5 protein-coding genes are annotated in these 24421 nt (G+C 60.4%); 4 read left to right on the forward strand and 1 reads right to left on the reverse strand.

The window, feature by feature from the left end; translation table 11 throughout:
• The coding region (locus ACQ4WY_RS26330) for a hemagglutinin repeat-containing protein (protein ID WP_436506625.1) at positions 1–2911 on the forward strand (2911 nt) is incomplete at its 5' end.
• Positions 2911–3252, forward strand: coding sequence for a hypothetical protein (locus ACQ4WY_RS26335; RefSeq protein WP_436506626.1), 342 nt, complete (start codon positions 2911–2913; stop codon positions 3250–3252). The genes ACQ4WY_RS26330 and ACQ4WY_RS26335, both read left to right, overlap by 1 nt.
• Here ACQ4WY_RS26335 and ACQ4WY_RS26340 read toward each other — a convergent pair.
• Positions 3232–3489 carry a hypothetical protein gene (locus tag ACQ4WY_RS26340; RefSeq protein ID WP_436506627.1) on the reverse strand — a complete coding sequence of 86 codons (258 nt, stop codon included), beginning with the start codon at positions 3487–3489 and terminating at the stop codon, positions 3232–3234. The two genes, ACQ4WY_RS26335 and ACQ4WY_RS26340, sit on opposite strands and share 21 nt — an antisense overlap.
• A gap of 662 nt (positions 3490–4151) precedes the next feature.
• On the opposite strand from ACQ4WY_RS26340, the gene ACQ4WY_RS26345 reads away from it, so the two are divergent.
• Both ACQ4WY_RS26345 and ACQ4WY_RS26350 read left to right on the forward strand, forming a co-directional pair.
• Complete coding sequence (locus ACQ4WY_RS26345; protein WP_436506628.1) at positions 4152–5924, forward strand: ShlB/FhaC/HecB family hemolysin secretion/activation protein; 1773 nt, start codon at positions 4152–4154, stop codon at positions 5922–5924.
• A 67-nt stretch (positions 5925–5991) separates the two neighbouring features.
• Positions 5992–24411, forward strand: coding sequence for a two-partner secretion domain-containing protein (locus ACQ4WY_RS26350; RefSeq protein WP_436506629.1), 18420 nt, complete (start codon positions 5992–5994; stop codon positions 24409–24411).
• Positions 24412–24421 lie beyond the last annotated feature (10 nt).

The raw sequence follows: 24421 nt of genomic DNA on the forward strand, positions 1-24421 counted from the left end.
GGCGCAGGATACGGAAAGCCAGCACAGCAAGAGTTCAAGCATGAGCGCGTCGGCTGGCGTGGCGGCCAGCATCAGCAGCAAGGGCATGTCTGTCGGCTTCACGGCCAGCGTCAGCGGAAGCAAGGGCCATGAAGATGGCGACGGCACGAAGCAGCTCAATACCCACGTCAATGCGGGCGACAAGCTGGTCATCACAAGCGGTGGCGACACCAACATCAAGGGCGCCGTAGCCAGCGCCAACCAGGTAATTGCCGATATCAAGGGCAACCTGAACGTGGAAAGCCTGCAGGACACGGCCAAGTTCGACAGCAAGAGCCAGAGCATCTCCGTCAGCGGCACGGTCGGCTTCGGTGCCAGCGTCAGCGGCAGCTATAGCCAGAGCAATATGCACAACGACTATGCCAGCGTGCAGGAGCAGAGCGGCATCAAGGCGGGTGACGGCGGCTTCCAGATCAAGGTGGGTGGCAATACGGACCTGAAAGGCGCCGTCATCAGTGCCACGGAGGCGGGCAAGCTGAACAGCAGCCTGATTACGTCGACTTTGACGTATAGCGATATCGCCAATCATGCGATATCGAAGGGCAGCAGTGTTGGGGTGTCGGGTGGGATGTCGTTCGCAGGTACGGGGCCTAAAAACGACAACCTCACCAATGTCGGCGGCGAGAAGGATGCCAAAACCGCAGGCGTGCCTATTATCGTGGGGACTAGCGAAAATTCCAGCAGTACCACGCGCAGCGGCATCAGCGGCGGCACACTCGTTATCACCGATGATGCGGCCCAGCGCGCGGCGACGGGCAAGGGTGCGGATGAAGCTATCGCCGGAATCAACCGCGACGTAACAACTGGAGTGGATTCCAGCGGGAAAATTGGCAATAATTTCGACAAGGCAGCGCTGCAGGCGACGATGGACGTGACCAAGGAATTCGTCAAGGCAGCGGCGCCGCTGGCGGCGAACATGGTGGGCGAAATCGGCAAGACGAAACAAGATGCCGCGCTGCGCGACGTCCTGAGGTATGACGAGCTGAGCAAGCAAGCGAAGGCGAATGGCGATATCGAGCAGGCGAACGATTACACCGCTAAAGCTGCGGAAGCAAAGCAGACAGCCGACAACTGGGGCGACAACGGCGTCTACCGGATCGGCTTGCACGTGGCTACCCAAAGCTTGATTGGTGGTGCTGCGAACGGTGGTGGTGGCGCGTTAGGCGCCGCTGGTGGCGTCGTGGCGGGCAATCAGGGCCAGCAACTGGGTAAGTCGCTGGGCGAAGCTGCGGCTGCCAAGTTGGACTTGACGGACGAGGCCAGGACAACGCTCGTCAACACCTATCAGGAAACTTTCGCCACGCTGGGTGGGGCGCTGGGCGGACTTGCGGCTTCGGCCGCAGGTGGCCAGGGTGGCGCTAGTACGCTGACCGGCGCGGCGCAGGGCGCAGGCACGGCGCAGACGGTGGACCTCAATAACCGTCAGCTGCACTTGAGTGAAATAGATTTCCTGCACGACAAATCGCGTATCGGGCGGTATATCGCCTATATGGAGGGAAAAGGCCAGAAGTTGACGGAAGCACAGGCCAGTCAGGCACTCGACCGTTTCGGCGCCGCGATGGTTGACGAGCATTGGGCGGCACTCAACGGTCGCGATGCAGGCACCGAGGCATTCATCAAAAAGGAAGCCGCTTCGGCCAAATTGAGCTACGCCGATGATGCCGGCCGTCACGCTGGCTTCGTGGTGAAATCGTTGAACGAATATCGTGACGAACGAATTAACCTCAGGACAATGATAGACGCCGGCGGCGCCAATGCCAACGTCAAGGCGTTCCTGAATAACCAGATCGATACTCGCCGGGATGCCGGCTCGCAGCTTCGGTACGACGCTGCCTTTGCAAAGGGGCAAAAGGACGCGCGCAGGGATTCAACGATCCTCGGTGACGTCGGCAATTTCATCGGCGGTATTGTATCGATTCCCAAGTACTTGATTCAATCGGCGACGAGTGACAAGGTAGGAATGTTCGATGAAATGCACGAAAATGCTGCGTACAGTACGCTGCTGGAAATTCAGGGACGGCAGTCTGAATTGGGTTACATTGCTGGTCGGAAGATGGAGGATCTGGTCCGGACTGCACCTGTCAACGTACTCACAGCGGAACTTGGCGGTGCGGCGCTTGCCGGTGGTGTACGCGTTGCGGTGAATGTATCGAAGGCCGGCGCCGATATGCTTGGCGGCACCACGACCATCATCCGGAATGCCGAAATATTGGATCGCAATGGCGTTGTTGTCGCAATCCAAAATGCCAAGACAGGCGGGTATGAAGCAGTGGCGCAGCAGACCACTGGTGCCCAGGTTCCTACCTTGCGACGAGGGCCGGGCGTACAAAATTCGGCAGTGCCGAGCACTGCAAAGCCAGGTGTTCTCCTGCTGGGTGGCGGGGCAAATGCAGCAGAAGCTTTCGTTCCTTTTCGCAATTCTAAAGCTTCGCTTGATTTCAATGAATCACTTAGCGATTTTGGTAAGTTCACGAGTGTTAAGGTGAATTCCCATCAATTTGTTTTACCCAATGGCGAAGTTGTCATCCCGAGCCGCAAAAATCCTAACGGGTTCAGCCAAATGTTTGATGGCTCATTCGTTCCGGCAACGGGCGAACTCAGGGTCGACAAGTTGTACACTGCTAATCGTGGAAGCGGAATCGGCACGGAGATCATGTCCAGAGCAATAGAGTCTGTTGGCCCAGGAAACGTAAAGTCCATTTCTGGCACCTTGGGAATCGATAACTTATCTATATACGAGACCAATTTAGGCCGAGGCATGGTTCCGTTGGATGCCGCTCGAAACACGCCCGCTGCTGCAATTCGGGTAAAACTTGGATATGGAAATATTTCGTTTGACCCTGTAACTAAAACGATCAAAGGAGATCGATAGTGAAAAGCGATAAAACTGCTAGCCCTTTAATAGCCATCCTTCGGCAGGTTATGGCGGCGAAAAGATATGCCGCCTTATATGAAATCGTGGTGGGAATCTCAAAATATAATAAAGGCGAAGAGTCCCCGATTGACATGTCTGAATATGAGCAAAGTGCATGGCAACTTGTCATACATCATTTAGAATATCTGTCGAAATATGGAGATTCGACTCCGATGGTTGAAGTCAATGGGCGTAAGTGGTTTGCCCATCCGGAGCAATTTGAAATCTGGCTTGAACTCGGAGCGCCCGGTGTTGCCCTCGATGAGTTGCAATCCTATTTAGACGATTTTCCAATTTAACAGTTGGGGCAAATAGCGAGCGAGGCCGGGGTCAGCGAGGCATTCGTACACGATCTCAGCCTTGGCCGTCTCGATCTGCATAAGCGAAAAGCCAGGAGGCCGGGGGCAGATACCGTCTTGAATGGCAAGTCCTTTTGCCAAATAATGCGCATCAAAGGGCTTGTCAGTATGGATCACACCATAGATCAGATGTGCTAGTTTGTGCATTATCGCTCCAATCACGGCTTTTTTCGCCATGCCAGTTGCAGACAAGCGTTCGGCAAAACGTCACAGAATGCGATTGTGGCGACGTGCGACCAAGCTGGGCATGTAAAGCATAAAGCACCGGGGGCCGGGGTCAGGTCCGGTATTCGTACACGATCTCAGCCTTGGTCGTCTCGATCTGTAGCAAGTTGTGCTTTACCAAATGCTGATACGGCTCGACTGACTGTTTTGCTCGATACGTGAAAAGCGGCGGCAGTGTGGAGCATGGTATAGGCCGTAGTAAGTGGTTGGGCCATATGTTTGTGAGATTGATTGTTGTCGCTAGTGAAGTACTGATCCCGTGTGGGTATTTCTGAGGGTGTCGGCAACTGAATAACGTGGAAAACACTGAAAAATCAAAGGCATAGCAGTCTCATTGACAATCGAGTGGGAGTGAGTTTCCTGTGGGAAATTTTGTGTGCCGGAATGACTGAGTAAGCCAAAGCCCTGTTTTTACAGGGCTTTTTTTATGCCATCGATACCGGGTCCCATTGCCTGTTCTGCTGCCACAAGGCGGCGCTGCTTTTTACTGGTGGTAATTGGATAGTTAAAAGGCAGTTACCAAAGAGGTAAAGTTCTCAAGAAATAAATAAAATTGCCATGTGGAAATATTTATTTTATAATCTACTTGAGTAAATAATTACGTAAGGTAACATATGCACCTGCGCTTGACGCCATGGTGCGGTGTATTTTTGTTTAGCGGCACCTTGTGCGCCGCCGTGTCCGCGCAGACCCGTCCCGAAATCGCGCCGCCCCTTCCCAATACGCCTGGCACCAGCCAGCGCGATGATGCCAGCCAAGAACTGATACGCCAGCAAGAACGTGAGCGCCTCCTGCGCCAGCAGCAGGAGCGCAATCCCGACGTGCGCCTGCTCGAGGCGCCGGCAGCCGTCTCCGCCAATCGCCTTCCTGAAGGCGAATCGCCGTGCTTTACCATTAGTCATCTCGAACTGCGGGGAGAGGACGCCGCGCAGTTCCAGTGGGCGATGGCCGCCGCCGGGCGCGACGACCTGGGCGCGCCTGATTCTCCGCTGGGGCGCTGCCTGGGCACGCAGGCCATCAATGTACTGATGGGGCGGCTGCAAAACGCCATCATCGCGCGCGGCTACGTCACCACGCGCGTGCTTGCCGAACCTCAGGATTTGAGCCGTGGCACGCTGGCCTTGAGCCTGATACCAGGGCGTATCCGCCAGATCGGCTTTGCACCCGGCACGAATCCCCGCGCCACCTGGTGGAATGCCGTGCCGGCGCGCCCGGGCGACTTGCTCAATGTGCGCGATACGGAACAGGCGCTGGAAAACTTCAAGCGCGTGCCGACGGCCGAAGCCGATATCCAGATCATGCCGGCCGAGGGCGGCAACGCGAAGCCGGGCGAGAGCGACCTGCAGATCCAGTGGAAGCAGGGTTTGCCGTTTCGCCTGGCGCTGGGCCTCGACGATGGCGGTTCGCGCTCGACGGGCAAGCTGCAGGGTAGCGTGACCCTGTCGTATGACCACTGGCTGACCCTGAACGACCTGTTTTACCTGAGCCTGAACCAGAACGTTGACGGCGACCGCAACGGCCCGCGCGGCACGGCCGGCATGGTGGCGCATTATTCGATTCCCTACGCCTACTGGCTGCTGGCCTTCACGGTCAGCGACAGCCATTACCACCAGTCCGTGGCCGGCATCAATCAAGACTACAACTACAGCGGCGCCAGCCAGAATCGCGAAGTGAAACTGTCGCGCATGGTCTACCGCGATGCGTCGCGCAAGACGACGGTTTCCCTGCGCGGCTGGCAGCGCGCCGCGCAAAATTTCATCGATGACACGGAAGTGGAAGTGCAGCGCCGCCGCATGGCAGGTTGGGAAATCGGTATTGGCCACCGTGAATTCGTGGGCAAGGCCACGTTTGACCTCAACCTGCAATACCGGCGCGGTACGGGCGCGATGGATGCGCTGGCCGCGCCCGAGGAAGCGTTTGGCGAAGGCACTTCGCGCATGCGTTTGCTGCTGGCCGACGCGGCCCTGTCGGCGCCGTTCACGCTGGCTGGCCAGCCGCTGCGTTATTCAGCCAGCTGGCGCATGCAGCACAACCGCACGCCGCTGGTGCCGCAAGACCGCTTCGCCATCGGCGGGCGCTACACGGTGCGCGGCTATGACGGTGAAAGCAGCCTGTCGGCCGAACGGGGCTGGCTGCTGCGCAACGAGCTCGGCGTGCCGCTGGGCAGCAGCGGCCAGGAAGCGTATGCCGGTCTCGACCATGGCGAAGTCTCGGGACCATCCGCCGAGTGGCTGATTGCGCGGCGCTTGACAGGCGGATTCGTCGGTATGCGCGGCCAGTGGCTGGGCGTGCAGTACGACGCCTTTGTCGGCTGGCCCGTGCATAAACCTGAACTCTTCCGCACGGCCAGCCGTACGGCCGGCTTCAGCCTGAACGCCAGTTACTAAGACGCCGCCACCCGCCAGCCGTTCTTCCCCCCTTTATCGCATCATTTAGTTGTCAGTAGGACATTTCATGAACAAGAACCTGTACCGCATCATCTTCAATAAACGCCGTGGCCAACTGATGGTCGTCGCTGAAAACGCTTCCTCGCAAGGTAAGGCAGCCAAGGGAGAGGGTGGCTTGGACAGCGGCGTGTTCGGCGGGGATGGGGCGGGAGTGAATGCGACCATCAGGCCGCTGGCGCTGGCTATCTTTAGCGCGCTGGGCATGGTGACCTTTGTCGCCGGCCCGGCCATGGGACAGATCGTGGCCGACCCGAATGCGCCGGGCCGGCAGCGTCCGACCGTGGTGCAAAGCGCCAACGGCGTGACGCAGGTGAACATCCAGACGCCGAGCGCGGCCGGCGTGTCGCGCAATACCTACAGCCAGTTCGACGTGACGGCGAATGGCGCCATCCTGAACAATAGCCGCGGCAATGTGCAGACACAGACGGGCGGCTGGGTGCAGGGCAACCCGTGGCTGGCGGGCGGCAGCGCGCGCGTCATCCTCAACGAAGTCAATTCGGCCAACCCCAGCCAGCTGCGCGGCTACGTCGAGGTGGCAGGCCAGCGGGCCGAAGTCGTCATTGCCAACCCGGCCGGCGTGGCCATCGATGGCGGCGGTTTCATCAATGCCAGCCGGGTCACGCTGACGACGGGAACACCGATCCTCAACGGCGGCAACCTGGACGGCTACATGGTGCAGCGCGGCGTGGTCAGCATCAACGGGCGGGGCCTGGACACGTCGCTGAGCGACTACACGGCGATCCTGGCGCGCGCCGCGCAGATCAATGGCGGCATCTGGGCGCAGGAATTGAAAGTGGTGACGGGCGCCAACCAGATTGATGCGGCGCATGGCGTGGCGGGCGCTGCGTCTGGCGTGGGGCCAGCCCCAGCCTACGCGCTGGACGTGGCGCAACTGGGCGGCATGTATGCCGGCAAGATCACCCTGATCGGCACGGAAGCGGGCCTGGGCGTGCGCAATGCGGGCGTCTTGGCGGCCACGGCGGGCAACCTGGTGCTGCAATCGAATGGCTGGCTGAGCAACAACGGCAATATCCAGTCGGCAGGTAGCGGCAGCCAGACGAGCATTGCCGTCACGGGAGACGTGGCCAACAGCGGCACCGTGTACGCGGGCGGCGATAGCCAGGTGCAGGCGCAGGGCAATATTGCGAACAGTGGCGTGATTGCGGCCCAGGGCAATACCAGTGTGCAGGCAACGGGCGCCGCCTCGCGTATCGATACGGGGGCGGGTTCCGTGCTGGCCGCCGGTCTCAACCTGGATAACACCCTGTCGGGCAGCGGCAAGCTGAACGTGCTGGCGGACGATCTGGTGGCCGTGCATGGCACGGCCGTGGCGGGCGGCGACAGCAAGCTGTCCGCGCGCCGGCTGGAACTGGCCGACGCACAAGTGTCGGGGGGAAACGTCAGCCTGGGCGCCAGTGCTGGCGACCTCAACGCCAGCCGCGCGCAGGTCAGTGCGCGCGAGCGCCTGCAGCTGGACGCGGCGCAGACCGTGCGCAGCGATGGCGGACAACTGACGGGCCAGCAACTGGGCGTGAACGCGCACGACTTGTCGAACGTGGGCGGCCAGATCATGCAACTGGGCGCCGGCGACCTGGCGATTCAATTGCCGGGAGCGCTGGACAATACGAGCGGCATCATCGCCACGAATAGCCAGGCCTTGCGCCTGCAGGCGGCCAGCTTGAGCAACCAGGACGGTCAAATTCAGCATGCGGGCACGGGCGCGCTGGAGATTGGCGCAACGCAGATCAACTTGCAGCGCGGCAGCATCCTCAGCAATGGCGCCATGGCGCTGACTGGCGAACACATCGACCACCGCAATGCCCGCACGGTGGCGGGGCAACTCAGCATCAACGCCGGTACCTTGGACAACCAGGGCGGCAGCCTGGCGCAGAGCGGCCAGGGCGCGACCGGCGTGCAGGTGCGCGGCGGGTTGGACAACCGCGGTGGCGCGCTGGAAAGCAATGGCGCGATGACTGTGCAGGCGGCTGGCGTACAGAATCAGAAGGGCCGTATCGTGTCGGGCACGGACCTGGCACTGTCCACAGGCGCGCTGGACAACACAGAGGCGACCCTGGCGGCGGGTGGCAAGCTGCGCCTCGATAGTGGCGACGTCAACAATACGCGTGGCCAGATCCAGGCAGTGGCGGGCGATGCCAGCCTGTCCGTGGCAAAGCTGAACAATACGGCCGGCAGCGTGTTTGCCGGTGGCGACCTTGCCACCCGGGCCAACGAAGTGCTCAATAGCGGCAACCTGTACGCGGCCGGCAGCCAGGCGCTGCAGGTGAGCGGCGCCGTCAGCAACAGCGGCGTCATTGCCGCGCAGGGCGATAACCGCATCGATGCCAGCCGCATCGACAGCACGGCTGGCAGTCTGCTGGGCGCGGGCATCCGCGCCGACGGCAGCCTGGCCGGCAGCGGCCAGCTGCAGCTGACGGCCACGCAAGCGATCGCGGCCCACGGCCAGAACCTGGCCGCCGGCAAAACCAGCATGCACGCCACCGCCACCGCCATCGACCTGAGCGGCAGCCAGACGGGCGGCGCGGCGATTACTCTGAACGCCAGCGCGGGCCATGTCGTCACCGATAACGCGCTGGTGACGACCACCGGCCTGCTGTCCGTGGCGGCGGCCGGCAGCGGCCAGGCGCTGTCGAACGTGCGCGGCACCCTGAGCGCGGGGCAGCTGGACCTGAAAACAGGTTCGCTCGACAACCGCAGCGGCACCCTGATCCAGACGGGCAATGGCGACACGGCATTGCAAGGCAGCATACTGGACAACACGGGCGGGCGCATCGCCGTCAACAGTGCCAAGCTGGCGCTGCATGCCGACAAGGTAATGAACCGCGACGGCAGCATCGAACACGCGGGCACGGGCAGCCTGAGCATCGACGCGGCGCGTTTCGACGACGAGCGGGGCAAGGTGACGGGCAATGGCCTGGTCGCTATCCAGGCGGAAACAATCGATCACCGCCAGGCAGTGACGTCCGGGCAACAAGTAACAGTGCAGGCCGGCCAGCTGGACAATAGTGATGGTACCCTGCAGCAGACGGGGCCAGGGCAGATGCGCGTAGATGTGGCGCAAACGCTGGACAATACGCGTGGCAGCATCGCCGGCAATGGCGGCCTGCAAGTGCAAGCAGGCGTGCTGGACAACAGCAAGGGGCGCATCACCTCGGCTGCTTCGGCGGAGATCGTCAGTAAGGGTGTACTGAATAACACCGATGGCGTGATTGTCGCTACGCAGGCGCTGCAGTTGACGGGTATCGGGCTCGACAACACGCGTGGCGTGTTGCAGTCGGACAATTTACGTCTTGAGGCTGTGACCTTGCTGAATCAGCAGGGCACGGTCAGCGCCGGCACGGACCTGACGGCCAAAGTGAGCGGTGACCTGAACAATGCCGGCCTGCTGTATGCAGGCCGTAACCAGCAATTGACGGTCGGCGGCGTGCTGAACAACACGGGTTCCATTGCCTCCGTCAACAACACCCATATTACCGCCGGCAAAGTGACCAGCAGCGGCTTGCTGGGCGCCGGTATCAAGGCCGACGGCAGCCTGGGCACGACGGGCGATTTGACCATCAATGCCGATGGCGTCTTGCAGGCGAGCGGGCAGAACCTGGCAGCGGGCAGCGCGGTGCTGACAGGCGTGTCGGTCGATCTTTCGGGTAGCCAGACAGGCGCCGCCAACATCGCCATCACTGCGCGCAGCGGCGATGTACAGACGAGCAAGGCGGTGATTTCTGCCAGCAATCTGCTGTCCATTACTGCCAATGCGGCCAATGGTCAAGCTCTGGTGAACAGCCAGGGGCAGCTAGTGGGCGGTCAGTTGCAATTGAATGTGGCGAACCTGAACAACGCCAGCGGCGAGATCGTGCAGACGGGCGCAGGCGACACCATCATCACCACAGGCAAGCTGGACAACACGAGTGGCCGCATCGCCGTCAATAGCGCCAACCTGGCCCTGAACGCGACTGTTTTGACGAACATCAATGGCAAACTGGAACACGCGGGTGCGGGCGTTCTGGCCATCAACGCGGGCCAGTTCAATAATCAGCACGGCAAGATCACGGGAAATGGCAAGCTTGACATTACTACAGTCACCCTGGATCACCGCAACGCCACGACCGTGGCGAACCAGCTGACGGTGAACGCTGGCAGCTTGGACAATAGCAGTGGCAGCCTGGCGCAGACGGGTACCGGGCTGATGACGGTGAGCGCCACCGGCCAGCTGGACAACACGGGCGGCAAAATCGAGGGTAACGGCGATGCGCTGGTCAAAGCAGCTACCTTGCTGAACTACACGGGCCGTATCGTGGCGGCCCAGGATGCCGAGTTGAACATCGGCAGCGTGGACAACACGGATGGCACGGTGGCTGCCGGCCGTAATTTGGCGTTGAACGGTGGCGACATCGACAATACCAAAGGACAATTGCAGGCTGTCGCTGGCGATGCGACCTTGAAGGTTAGCAAGTTCAATAACACGGCAGGCAGCGTGTTTGCCGGAGCCAACCTGAACGCCACGCTCGACACTTTAAGTAACACCGGCAGCCTGTATGCTGCCGGTAACCAGACCCTGAGCGCTAGCGGCGCCATCGTGAACACGGGCGTGATCGCGGCGCAGGACAACACCAGCGTCACGGCAAACAGTCTTGACAGCGGCGCAAGCAGCTTGATCGGCGCGGGTATCCAGGCCGATGGCAAGCTGGGCACGGCTGGCGACCTGACCATCAGCATCACACAGGATCTTGCTGCACAAGGCCAGACCCTGGCGGCAGGCAATGCCAATCTGACCGGTGCCTCGGTTGATATTAGTGGTAGCCAGACCAGCGCCGCCAACATCGGCCTGACGGCAACACAGGGCGAGGTCAGCACGAATAAAGCGGTGGTAACGACGCCAGGTAAGCTGAATGTGACGACCAGCGCGACCCTGCACAATACGGAAGGTGCCTTGCAGGCGGGCCAGCTCGAACTGCACGTAGGCAATCTGGACAACGCCATGGGTACGGTGCTGCAGACGGGCACAGGCGATACTGTCATTCAGACGGGCAGTCTCGACAACACGGCCGGCCGCATCGCCGTCAACAGCAACAATCTGACTCTCGATGCGACCACGCTGACGAACCGCGATGGCAAGATCGAGCATGCGGGAACAGGCATCTTGTCCGTGCAAGCGGGCGTGCTGGACAACAGCAAGGGCCGCATCACGTCCGCTGCGTCGGCGGATATCGTCAGCAAGGGTGTACTGAACAATACCGATGGCGTAATTGCCGCGACTGCCGACTTGCACGTTGGTGGTGTGAATATCGACAACACGCGCGGCGTGTTGCAGGCGGACAATTTACGTCTTGATGTTGCGACCTTGCTGAACCAGCAGGGCACGGTCAGCGCCGGCACGGACCTGACGGCAAAAGTGAGCGGTGACCTGAACAATGCCGGCCTGCTGTATGCCGGCCGCAACCAGCAATTGACGGTGGGCGGCGTGCTCAACAACGCGGGTTCGATTGCCTCCGTCAACAACACCCATATTTCCGCCGGCAAAGTCACCAGCAGCGGCTTGCTGGGCGCGGGTGTGAAAGCCGATGGCAGCCTGGGCACGGCGGGCGACTTGACCATCAATGCCGATGGTGTCTTGCAGGCGAGCGGCCAGAACCTGGCAGCGGGCAGCGCCATGCTGACAGGCGTATCGGTCGATCTTTCGGGTAGCCAGACAGGTGCGGCAAACGTCAATATCACGGCGCGCAGCGGCAACGTGCTGACCAACAAGGCGGTGATTTCCGCCAGCAACGTGCTGGCCATCACGGCAAATGCAGACAACGCCCAGTCGCTGGTGAATACCCAGGGTCAGTTGGTGGCTGGTCAGCTGCAGCTGAATGTGGCGAATCTGAACAACGCCAGCGGCGACATCGTGCAGACGGGCATGGGCGACACCGTCATCACCACTGGCAAGCTGGACAACACGAGTGGCCGCATCGCCGTCAATAGCGCCAACCTGGCACTGAACGCGACGGTCTTGACGAACATCAATGGCAAGCTGGAGCAAGCGGGTGCGGGCGTTCTGGTCATCAACGCGGGCCAGTTCAATAATCAGCACGGCAAGCTTACTGGCAATGGCAAGCTTGATATCACGGCGGCGGCCTTCGACCACCGTAATGCGACCACGGTTGCACAGCAGTTGACAGTGAATGCTGGCAGCCTGGACAACCGCGCCGGCAACCTGGCGCAAACGGGCAGCGGCTTGATGAGCATCAATGCGACCGGCTTGTTGGACAACACGGGTGGCAAGATCGAGGGTAACGGCGATGCGCTGGTGAAAGCAGTTACCTTGCTGAACAAAACGGGCCGCATCGTGGCGGCGCAGGATGCCGCGTTGAACGTGGGCACCCTGGACAATACGGAAGGAACCGTGGCAGCTGGGCGTCATCTGGAACTATCCGGTGGTGACATCGACAATATCAAGGGCCAGCTGCAAGCCGTGGCAGGCGATGCGACCTTGAAGGTTGGCAAGCTGAACAACACTGCGGGCAGCGTGTTTGCCGGCGCCAACCTGAACGCTACCTTGGCTAGCCTGAACAATACCGGCAGCCTGTACGCGGCCGGAAATCAAACCCTGAACGCCAGCGGCGCCATCGTGAACACAGGCGTGATCGCGGCACAGGGCAACACCAGCCTGACAGCCAACAGCCTCGACAGCGGCGCAAGCAGCCTGATCGGTGCGGGCATGCAGGCCGATGGCAAGCTGGGCACGGCTGGCGACCTGATGATCAGCACTACACAAACGCTGGCCGCGCATGGCCAGAACCTGGCAGCGGGCAAGGCGGCCCTGACGGGCGCCAGCGTGGACTTGTCTGCCAGCCAGACCGGTGCAGCGACGATCAATCTCACGGCACGCACTGGCGACGTCAGCACGCATCAAGCCGTGGTCAGCACGCCTGGCGCCTTGACGATCCATGCGCGAGATACCTTGCGCAATACGGAAGGGCAACTCAGCGCCGGCCAACTCGAGCTGCATGTGGGTAAGCTGGACAACACCAAGGGCAGCGTGATCCAGACGGGCACGGGCGACACCGTTATCCAGACTGGCAAGTTGGACAACAGTGCCGGGCGCATCGCCGTCAATAGCACTCACCTGACCCTGGGCGCGGCCACCTTGACGAATGCGGACGGCAAGATTGAACACGCGGGCAATGGCACCCTGGCCATCACGGCGGCCAACTTGCAGGGCGCCGGCGGCAGCATCGTCGGCAATGGCGCCGTCGATCTCCAGGCCGGTCTGTTTGACCATGCCAACGCCACCACCACGGGCCGGTCCCTGAGCGTGCAGGCTGACAGCCTGAGCAACCGGGGTGGCCATTTGCTGCAGACGGGCGCGGGCGGCATGACGGTCGCCGTCACAGGATTGCTGGACAATACGAGTGGTGAAATCGCCGGCAATGGCGTGTTGTCGGTACAGACAGGGAGCCTGGACAACAGCAAGGGCAAGATCACGTCGGCCACTTCCGCCGACATCGTCAGCACCGGTGCGCTCGTCAATACCGACGGCGTGATCGCGGCGGCGACCGATCTGCACCTGGGCGGCGCCATCGACAATACGCGCGGCTTGTTGCAGGCAGGGATCGGCGCCTTGAGCCTGGATGCGGCCAGCGTGCGTAATGCGCAGGGCACGCTCAGCGCGGGCACGGATATCACGGCCAAAGTCAGCGGCGACGTGCTCAACGCTGGCGTGCTGTATGCGGGGCGCAACCAGACCCTGGACATCGGCGGCTTGCTGAGCAATACAGGGTCGCTTGCCGCCCTGGGCAATACGACGATCACGGCGGGCAGTCTGAGCGGTAATGGATTGCTGGCGGCAGGCATGCGCGCCGGTGGCAGCTTTGCCTCGGCTGGCGATCTGACGGTGAAAACGGGCGGTGTCTTGCAGGCTGGCGGCCAGAACATGGCGGCTGGCCAGCTGCAATTGACGGGCGCATCGGTCGACGTGTCCGGCAGCCAGATCAGTGCCGTCAACATCGGCTTGACGGCCTTGACGGGCAATGTGACGACCAGCAAGGCGATCGTGTCGACCAATGGCTTGCTGGCCATCACGGCGAATGCTGCCAACGGGCAGGCGCTGGTCAACCAGGGTGGCAGCCTGAGCGCTGGGCAACTGTCCCTGCGCGTTGCCAACCTGGACAATACCAAGGGCACCTTGATCCAGACGGGCGCCGGCGACACGGTCATCGAAACGGGCAAGCTGGACAATACGGGCGGGCGCATCGCCGTCAACAGCGCCAATCTGCGCCTGCAGGCGGGCGACTTGATGAATGTGGATGGCAAGATCGAACATGCAGGTACGGGCACGCTGGCGATCCGCGCGACGAATTTGTACGGCCAGCGTGGCCAGATCACGGGCAACGGTGCATTGGGCGTGGCGGCCAATTACATCGATCACCGCAACGCCAGCGTGCTGGCGCAGCAGGTGAACGTCTCTGCTGGCGTTCTCGATAATCGCCAGGGACAGATCACGCAGCTGGGCACGAGTACGGCAACGGTGCTGGCCAGCACGCGCCTGGACAATAGCGGCGGCAAGATCGAAGCGAATGGCAATGTGCGCGTGGAAACGGGCGAGTTGCTCAACGACCATGGCCGTATTGCGTCCGCGCAAGACGTCAATGTGGCGGCGACGGGCAAGCTGGACAATACCAGCGGCGTGATTATTGCCGGCCGCGATCTGACACTGGCCGGCGGCAAGGTGGACAATACCCTGGGACAATTGCAGGCAGCGGGCGGCAATGCGCAATTGACCATGGACGAGCTGCTCAATGAACAGGGCAGCATCGTTGCCAGCGGCAATTTGACGACAACGGCGGGCAGCGTGCGCAACAGCGGCAGCCTGTTTGCCGGCGGCGAGCAAGTGCTGAAGGTGAGCGGAGCGTTGGAGAATGCCGGCGTGATCCTGGCCCAGGGCAACAACACGATCAGCGCCAATAGCATCAACAGCGGCGCGGCCAGCCTGATCGGCGCTGGAGTGAAAGCCGATGGCAGTTTGCAAGCGAGCGGCAATCTGCAGGTCACGGCGCAGCAGGCGCTGGGTGCCCACGGGCAGGTGCTGGCGGCAGGCAATGCCGTCTTGGCAGGCGGCAGCGTCGACCTCGGCGGCAGCCGCAGCAGTGCCGGCAATATCAGCCTCACGGCGACAACAGGCGACGTCAGCACCAGCGGCGCCGTGGTCACCACGCCGGGGGCCTTGACGATCAAGACCGGTGCGAATAACCAGACCTGGAACAACCAGCGCGGCGATATCAGCGCCGGCCAGCTGGCCGTTGGCGTGGCCAACCTGAACAACCAGCAAGGCAGCATCGTGCAAACAGGCACGGGCAACACCGTCATCGAGCTGACATCGCCAGCGGGCGTGCTGGACAACACTGGTGGCCGTATCGCCGTCAACAGTGCTAACCTGAGCCTGAAGGCAGCCTCCCTGACGAATACGGATGGCAAGATCGAACACGCTGGCAGCGGCACCTTGAGCCTGCTGGCCACGCAGCTCAATGACTTGCGTGGCCAGATCACGGGCAATGGCGCGCTGGTCGTCGCGGCTGGCGTCATCGACCACCGCAACGCCAGCACCATCGCGCAGCAACTGAGCGTGACGGGAAGCACTCTGGACAATGCCGGCGGCAACCTGACGCAGCTGGGTAAAGGTGATACCAGCATTCAATTGACGACCAGCCTGGATAACCGCGGCGGCACGATCGCCAGCAACGGCAACACGACGATTGTTGCACCGACCCTGAACAACCAGGGCGGCAAGCTGCAGGCGGCCGGTACCGCCAATCTGACGGTGACGGCGAACAACGTGCTGGACAACAGCCATGGCGGCGCCATCGCCGGTGGCGGCGATGTGGTGCTGGGCGCAGGAAATCTGCTGAACCAGGGCGGCAGCGCCACGGCGGGCGGCCAGTTGACGGCGAATGTGGCGCAGGCATTCAACAATGCGGGCGGCTTGCTGGCTGCCACGGGCAATATGACCGTGAACGCGGCCAGCGTCGACAACAGTGCCGGCGGCAAGCTGGCCTCGGTACAGGGCCAGCTGCAGGTGATCTCTACAGGCGTCACCGTCAACAATGGCGGCACCATGCAAGCGGGTGGCGACATCATCTTGCGCAACGGCGGCCTGTCGAACGTGCAGGGCACCATTGCGGGCGCGAACGTCACGCTCGACACGCGTGGCCAGCTCTTCAACAACACGCAGGGCACCCTGGCGGGCACAGGAACCGTCAACTTGCAGACGGGCATCCTGAACAATGATGGCGGCTTGCTGCAGTCGGGCGGTGCCATGAACATCGATACCCACGGCAACGCCTTACTCAACACCAATGCGGGCGCGTACGCGGTGCGCCATCCGGGCAGTGCCGGCGGCATCAGCAGCGGCGCCGGCCTCCGCCTGCAAACGGGCAGCTGGAACAATGCGGGCGGCTACCTGGGCGCGGCCGGCAACATCACGGGCAGCGTGGGCCAGCTGGACAACCGTGGCGGCCAGGTCGTCGGCAAGTCGGCGCTGGACCTGACCCTGAGCGGCTTGCAGAACCAGGGCGGGCAAATTCAGGTGCTGGGCAATATCGGCTTGAACGCCGGTGGCGGCAGCGTCAACAACCAGCAAGGCTTGATCCGCTCCGGCGCGGCCGTCACCGTGACGGGCGGCGGAATCGACAATGCCAACACCCTGGGCGCGAACCAGGGCATCGAAGGCATCCATGTGATCCTGAACAGCGCCAATGTCAGCAATGTACAGGGCGCGGTACGCGCGGATGGCAACCTGACGCTCAACAGCGCGGGCAGCGTCAACAATACCCTGGGCATGTTGAGTGCCGGCAGCACGCTGTCGCTGCACGATAGCGGTCCCGGCCGCGGGCTGGTCGTGACAAATACAGGCGGCACCATCATCGGTGGCCAGCGTACCGACATCCGTGCAGGCAGCCTGAGCGGCGATGGCAAGGTGCTGTCACAGAAAGATATGGCACTGGACCTAGCCGGCAACTTTGCGCTGAACGCGGGGGCCGAGATCATGGCCAACGGCAATGCGGATATCGCCATCGGCGGATTGCTGACCAATGCCGGGAAAATCCAGGCGCTCAGCATGCTGACCCTGGGCGCCGCCAATTTCGACAATGCCAGCACGGGCGACATCAACGCGGGCACGACACGCGTCAATGTCGGTGGCGTGCTGAACAACCGGGGCGTGATCGATGGCATCAGCACACAACTGAACGTGGGCACGCTGAACAACGTCGGCACGGGCCGCATCTATGGCGACCATCTGAGCATAGCCGGCGGCACCATCAACAATGACGTGGAAGGCGGTGTGGCGGCCACCATTGCCGCACGTGACCGCCTCGATATCGGCGTCACCAAACTCAACAACCGCGAACACGGCCTGATCTTCAGCGGCGGTGATATGGCCATCGGCGGCTACCTGGACGGCAACCGCATCGCAACGGGCTGGGCGGGGTCGGTGACGAATGCCAGCGCGACGATTGAGGCGTTGGGGAATCTGGATCTGAGTGCGAATCAGGTCAATATCATCAATAACCATCTGGTTTTTGATGCTGGACGGGAAACGACAGAAACAGTAACCGAGTATCAGAGATATGGATCCGCGAATTGGTATCGCGAAGGTACTCCGGGATTAGAAATTTTTTTGCGCGTGCACATGCCCGGCGAACTCTCCACTATTAAGACACCAGACGGTGGGGCACAAGCTTTCCACCGTCGGGATATAACCCGAACTATTTATGAAAGTGCGATAGTTAGTTCTGATCCGGGACGAATTATCGCAAGTAGCAGATTAAAAATAAATTCAAATTACATAGTAAATGACAATAGTCATATTATTGCTGGTGGTGAGTTGGCTATGGATCGTGCAGTTTTGCATAACAAAACTACGCGAGGGGATAAAAGGATTCATGAGAAAGGCGTCTCATACTATTTCGTGCCTATGGCCTGCAATCCGGGTTCATTTTGTACAGAAGTTAGTGGCACATCAATTGATACAACTGAGAGCTTTCCATCGGCCAATATTGACACGGCTCGTAACGAGCAATTTACGGCGCCGGGTGGCCAGGGTACCCGACCTGCCAATGTGGCAGCAGCTGGCGTCAGCACTGGGGCGGAGCACATAGGGAATACATCTGCAAGTATTAATATGTCAAATGTTGTCTTGGGTTCGGTCGGGGTTGGAAACGCCAGCAATGTGAGTGGCAAGGAAATCGCTCACGTCGATGGGGGAAGCACCATCCAGAGAACTGACCGCGCTGGTAATTCAGCCGTAGATGCGGCCATCGGTGTCGCTCCGGCCAGCCAGCTCAAGGCAGCGAAAGGTGTCGCCGCCGGTACTGCCTCTGAATTGAATCATGCATCGACTGTGGCGGCAGGACTTGTTGCAGGACAAAGCGCAGCGCTGGCATCCGGTAGTAAAGGTATGACTGGCAGCGCGCGCACGGGGGAGGCGGCTCGCACTGTTGCAGTTGACACAGTGTCCGGTGCGCGTGTTGATGCCACCAGCGGTGCTGGCCAGCATGGCGCAGGCGTTGATGCGTCCTTGTTATCTCGCTCGTCTGTGGGTTCGGTCACGGTGGTATCAGGCGGTAATGGACCCGGCGGCGCCGCTCATGATGGCGCCCTTGGCCGGGCAGGCGAGATCGCAACGCTGGCGCCGACTGCACTGGCCGGTGTCAACGGCGCGCAAGCAAGCGCTGGAACGGGGTTGAAGCCGCTGAAAGACGTGGCTATCGCAGCTTCGACAGGAAGTGCGGCACACGCAGGTGCTGTCGGTGGAATGGGGCAGGTGCGCATGAATGGCATTACCCAGGTGAAACTGGGTAATCCTTCCACGCGCGCACAAGTGGTGCGGACCACTGGTTCATCGCTGCAGATTCCGAACGCCAGCCTGTATAAAGTGAGCTCTGCGCCATCGTCCCGCTATCTGGTGGAAACCGATCCGCGCTTTGCCAGCTACCGCGAATGGACGGGTTCCGACTATCTGCTCAAGCAGGTGAAAAGCGATCCGTCCGTGACGCAAAAGCGCCTCGGGGACGGTTTCTATGAGCAGCGGCTGGTGCGCGAGCAAGTGGCCGCGCTGACGGGACAGCGTTTCGTGGGCGACTACAGCAACGACGAACAGCAGTACAAGGCCTTGATGGATCAGGGCATTGCCTTTGCCAAACAATGGGATATTCGTCCCGGCATTGCGCTGACAGCGGAGCAAATGGCGGGGCTGACCAGCGATATCGTCTGGTTGGTGGAACAGGAAGTCGTGCTGGCCGACGGCAGCACGCAAAAAGTGTTGGCGCCGCAAGTGTATGTGCGCGTGCGTGAGGGCGATATCGATGGCCAAGGGGGATTATTGGCCGGCAAGGAGGTCAACCTGAATCTCGAAGGCGATTTGACCAATAGCGGTACGATTGCCGGACGCACGATCGTCAAACTGAATGCGGAAAATATCGACAACCTGGGCGGGCGCATCACTGGCGATGCCATTTCGGCCCATGCCACGAACGACCTGAACAACATCAGCGGCACCATTTCCGCCAACAGCGAACTGCAAATCACTGCGGGCAGGGATATCAACGTGAAGACCTCCACGCTGGCATCCAGCAGCAATGATGGTAAAAACAGCTACAGTCGTACCACTCTGGATAAGCTGGCTGGTCTATATGTCACTGGCAATGGCACGGCCGGCAGCGGTAATTTGCTGTTATCTGCCGGGCGTGACGTGACTATCGCGGGTGCTTCCGTCGTGAATACGGATACCGGTGGCGGTATTGGCATTGCAGCCGGCCGTGATATTGCCGTCACGACGGTGAGCAGCGGTAGTGAGTTCAAGTTGGCCGGTCCTGGGCAGCGGCATATGACCGACACGTCCAGCAAAGAAACCGCCAGTACTATTTCATCTGCCGGCGATATTCGCCTGAGTGCCGGTGAAAATATCCAGCTGAAAGCGGCCAATGTTCAGGCAGCGGAAACGCTCCAGCTATCTGCGGAACGCAATATCGATATTGCCACGGCGCGTGATACAGAAACGCGTCAAAGCTGGTATGGCAGCAGCTCGACCAAAGGCACTAGCCAGGGCAGCGAGTTGGGCGGCAAGCAGATCGTCATGATGGCGGGCAATGACATTAATAATGTCGGCGGCCAGGTGATCGCGACAGACAAGCTCATCGCTGGCGCCGGGCGCGACATCAACGTGGTCACGACCACGGTCAGCAATGCCAGCTCGAAATGGGCAGGCAACAGCGAAACCAGCACCGTCGTCGACAAGGTTGCAGGCATGTACGTGACTGGCACGGGCGAAGGCAATACGCTGATCGCGCAGGCGGGCCGTGATATGACGCTGACTGGCGGCGTCATCGCCAATGCGGGCGCAAATGGCCAGACCAGCCTGATCGCGGGCCATAACCTGACCCTCAATACCGTCACCGTCGCCTCGACCCACGACGAAGTGCGTAACGCTAACAATTACCGCAAAGAAAGCAAGACCGGCGAAGTCGGCAGCCAGATCATCGGCGCCGGCAATGTCAATCTGCAGGCGGGCAATGACTTGTTGGCCCGCGCTGCGGATGTGCAGGCGGGCGGGGCGCTGGGTCTGGTGGCGGGCAATGACATCAGCCTCGTCAACGGCGTCGCCACCGACAGCCTGGATGTGGCAAGCAAGGTCAAGAAGAGCGGTACTTTCTCCAGCAAAACCACGACCACGCGCGATCTCGTGCAGACCAGCACGGCGCTGGGGACTTCATTGACGGGCAATACCGTCGATATCGTCGCCGGGCATGATCTGAAGGTGGCGGGCTCATCGGTACTTGCGCACGAGGCTGCAAACTTAATTGCGAAAAACGATATCAGCATCGAATCTGTCGGGCTGGACGGCAAGGAGATTCACTCCAAGCAAGTCAAGAAGAGCGGCGCCTTTGGCTTGAGCAAGTCGCTGACCAGCCAGGCCGACGATGGCCGCACCGTTACCCAGGCTGGCAGCGCCGTCAGTGGCGGTAGTGTGACGATGGTGGGTGGGCGCGACGTCGCCATCAAGGGCAGTACGGTGGTGGCCGATGGCAACATTGACTTGACTGCCTTGCGCAACCTGAGCATCGTCAGTGCCGAGAATGACAAGGACACGACGTCGAGCAGCTTCAGCAAGAAGTCCGGCTTTATCGGCAGTTTCACCCAGCCAGCCTTCGGCACGGTAAAAACCACCAGCGATGGCAAGAACACGGGCGTGGCGCAAGTGGGCAGCCAGATTGCCAGCCTGGGCGGCAATGTGTCGCTGCGCGCGGGCGAGACGTATACGCAGACGGCCAGCGAAGTGCTGGCGACAGGCGCGGGCGCGAATGGCGGCCTGCCTGGCGATATCAGCATCGTGGGCAAGAATGTGCTGATCAAGGAGGCGTACAACAGCAATGCCAGCGAGCAACACACGACCTTCAGCAAGGTGGCCCTTGGCGGCACGGTCAACGTGCCGATTGTCGACGCCGTGAAAAGCATCGGCAGCCTGGCAAAAGCAGCCGAACAGACGAAGGACTCGCGCATGCAGGCCCTGGCGGCCGTGACTTTGGCATCGAAGGCCACGGATCTGGCTGGCATGGCTGCGAAGGGATTGACCAACACTGCTGGCATCAAGATTAGCGTCAGCCTGGGCAGCAGCAAGAGCGAAAGCGAGATGCACCAGAGCAGCAGCACCGTGGTTGGCAGCGCGGTCAATGCAGCCGGTAATGTCAGCATCGTTGCGACCGGGGCAGGAGCGGGAAGCGACTTGACGGTGGCCGGCAGCAAGATTGGCGCGGGCGGCAATCTTACCTTGTTCGCCGACGACAAGATCAATCTGCTTGCGGCGCAAAATACGGCGACGCAAACGAGCAAGAACAGCAGCAGCGGTTCCAGTATTGGCGTCGGCTATACCTTTGGTGGTGCGCAGAATGGTTTCAGCCTCGATATTGCGGCAAACCAGGCGCGCGGCAAGGCTGATGGCACGGATAGCTATTACACCAACACCTATGTGACAGCTGGCAAGACGGCGACCATCATCAGTGGTGGCGATACGACCTTGCAAGGCGCGATCCTGGCGGCAGACACGGTCAAGGGCGCCATCGGCGGCAACCTGAACATTATCAGCCTGCAAGATACAAGCACCTACGCCAGCAAGAGCAGCAGCGCGGGTTTCAACATGAGCTTGTGCCTTCCTCCGTTCTGCTATGGCGCCAGCAGCGTCGGCGGCAGTGTCTCGAAGAGCAAGGCCAAAGGTGACTTTGCCAGCGTCACGGAACAAAGCGGCATCAAGGCGGGCGACGGCGGCTTCCAGATCAACGTCGCCGGCAATACCGATCTGCAGGCCGGTGTGATAGCCAGCAGCGGCAAGGCCATCACGGAGGGCAAGAACTCGCTCATCACGGGTACATTGACGACAAGCGAGCTGCAAAACAAGGACCAGCATTCGGCGAGCGGGTTCAGCTTGAACGGGTCGGTCAGCGGCAAGATGGGCGATCAGAGCACAGCCAAAACGACCGAAGGCAAGGACGCAGCGAAGATGAAGTCCAAGCCGGGCGGCTCGGCCGGTATCGGTAGCGTGTCGGGCAGCCAGAGCAGCACGACAAGTTCGGGCATCAGCGGCGGCACTATCTTGATCACGGACGTCGAGAAGCAACAGGCGCTGACGGGCAAAACGGCGACGGAAATCCTGGCTGAATTGAACCGCGATGTCAACAGCGAGAAAGATAGCAGCGGTGCCTTGAACAAGGCATGGGACGGCAAGAAGCTGGAGAAGGAAACACAGGCGCAGATGGCAATCACGGCGGCGTTCGGTTCAATGGCTGCGAAGGAGATCGGGGATTATGCTGACAAGAAAATGAAAGATGCCAGGGATGTGGGCGATCTGGCGGAGGCCGCGAAATGGGAGGAAGGCGGGGTTTATCGTGTTGCTGCGCATACGGCGGCCGGTGCACTTGCGGGAGGTATCGGTGGCGCGCTTGGCGCTGGGGCCAGCGCTGCGGCCATGCCCAAGATTGGTGAGATGATCGACGGTATGGATCTGCCTGAACCCGTCAAGCAGGCCTTGGGTGCGGCGGCAGCCACGTCGATTGGCGTTGCTGCCGGAGGAGGGGCTGGTGCGGCGACAGCATTTAATACCGATGTCAATAACCGGATGCTGCATCCGGGTGATCGCCAGAAAGCAAAGGCCTTAGCTGAATTAAGCAAGGGTAAATATACCGAAAAGCAAATATTGGACGCTATGCGCTATTCGGGGTTGCGTGACGAGGCAGGCAATATTGTTGTTGCTGAAAATACACAGGAAACCTTCGTTAGGAACGTCGATATCAAAACGGGCAAGACGATACAAGAGATCTTAAAAGCTGACAATACAATGCCTGTGGTGTCTATTCCTGGCGACCAAATCACTTTACTCGAGAAAGCGCCTACCCGGCCAACTAACGATTTGATGACTTTTATTCAAGAGAACACGGGAGGAAGTACCAGTGCTTACTTGTTTACCAAGGCGCCGACCTATACCAATACTCCATCGCCTGTCTCTACTGCACGGTGTGTGACTGCCGAATGTGCGGCTGGCGTCTTGCCGTCGAAACCCAACGCTGGACGCGATACTCAATTAGCAGGGGCGTTGCAGGCAACTGGAGGGACACTGCAAGCGGGAGTTGGTGGCACTATGGTTTATGGTGGGCTGTCTACCTGTATTCCTAGTTTGGGCGTAGGATGTGGAGTGGCCGCAGTCGGTCTTTATTTGGGACTTTCCGGTGTTGATACTGCCGTTTCTGGTGGTATAAGCGTCTATGATAAGAAGGTGCACCCGACCGTCGGCGGGTCGCTTTTCCAGATGACAGGACTCTCGCCGGAGACGTCCGAGCTAATATATGCTGGCACTCAAATTGGTGCTGGATTTTCTGCCCCCCGTTTGCTACAAACTACCAATGTGAGCAATTTGGCGACGAAGGCAGGTGCGACGGCGCAGGTGGGTGAGGTTGCTGGGGCAAATAGCACTGCGGCAATCGAGAATGCGGCTGCGACGAGAAAATCAGGATTTATTTTCCGTGGTGATGATCGTGCACCTGCCGTAGTTTTTAATGAAGGATTCCAACCGCAGGGCACTAACATGGATATCTTAAACCATGCCACTTCCAACAGAAACAGCGCATATGTTTCAACTTCAATATCACCGAACGTTGCACGCGCTGCTCCCGGGGTGGAAGAAGGTGGGTTTGTTTATACTATGAGAGGTCAGCCTAATGGGGTAGATGTAAATGCGACGTTGGGAACCCGTAGTCCATTCCGTAATGAGCTTGAAATTGCTGTTCCAGGGGGCATAAAATCATCGGATATTATGGGGGCGCGGGCGTTAAGTCCGAGTGGAAAATTTGTTGGGCCATTCGTAAAGAATCCAGAATATATGCCTTAAGAGAGGTTCG

Origin of the sequence: Janthinobacterium salmonicoloratum (assembly GCF_051380845.1) — a bacterium.
Lineage (GTDB): Bacteria > Pseudomonadota > Gammaproteobacteria > Burkholderiales > Burkholderiaceae_D > Janthinobacterium > Janthinobacterium lividum_F.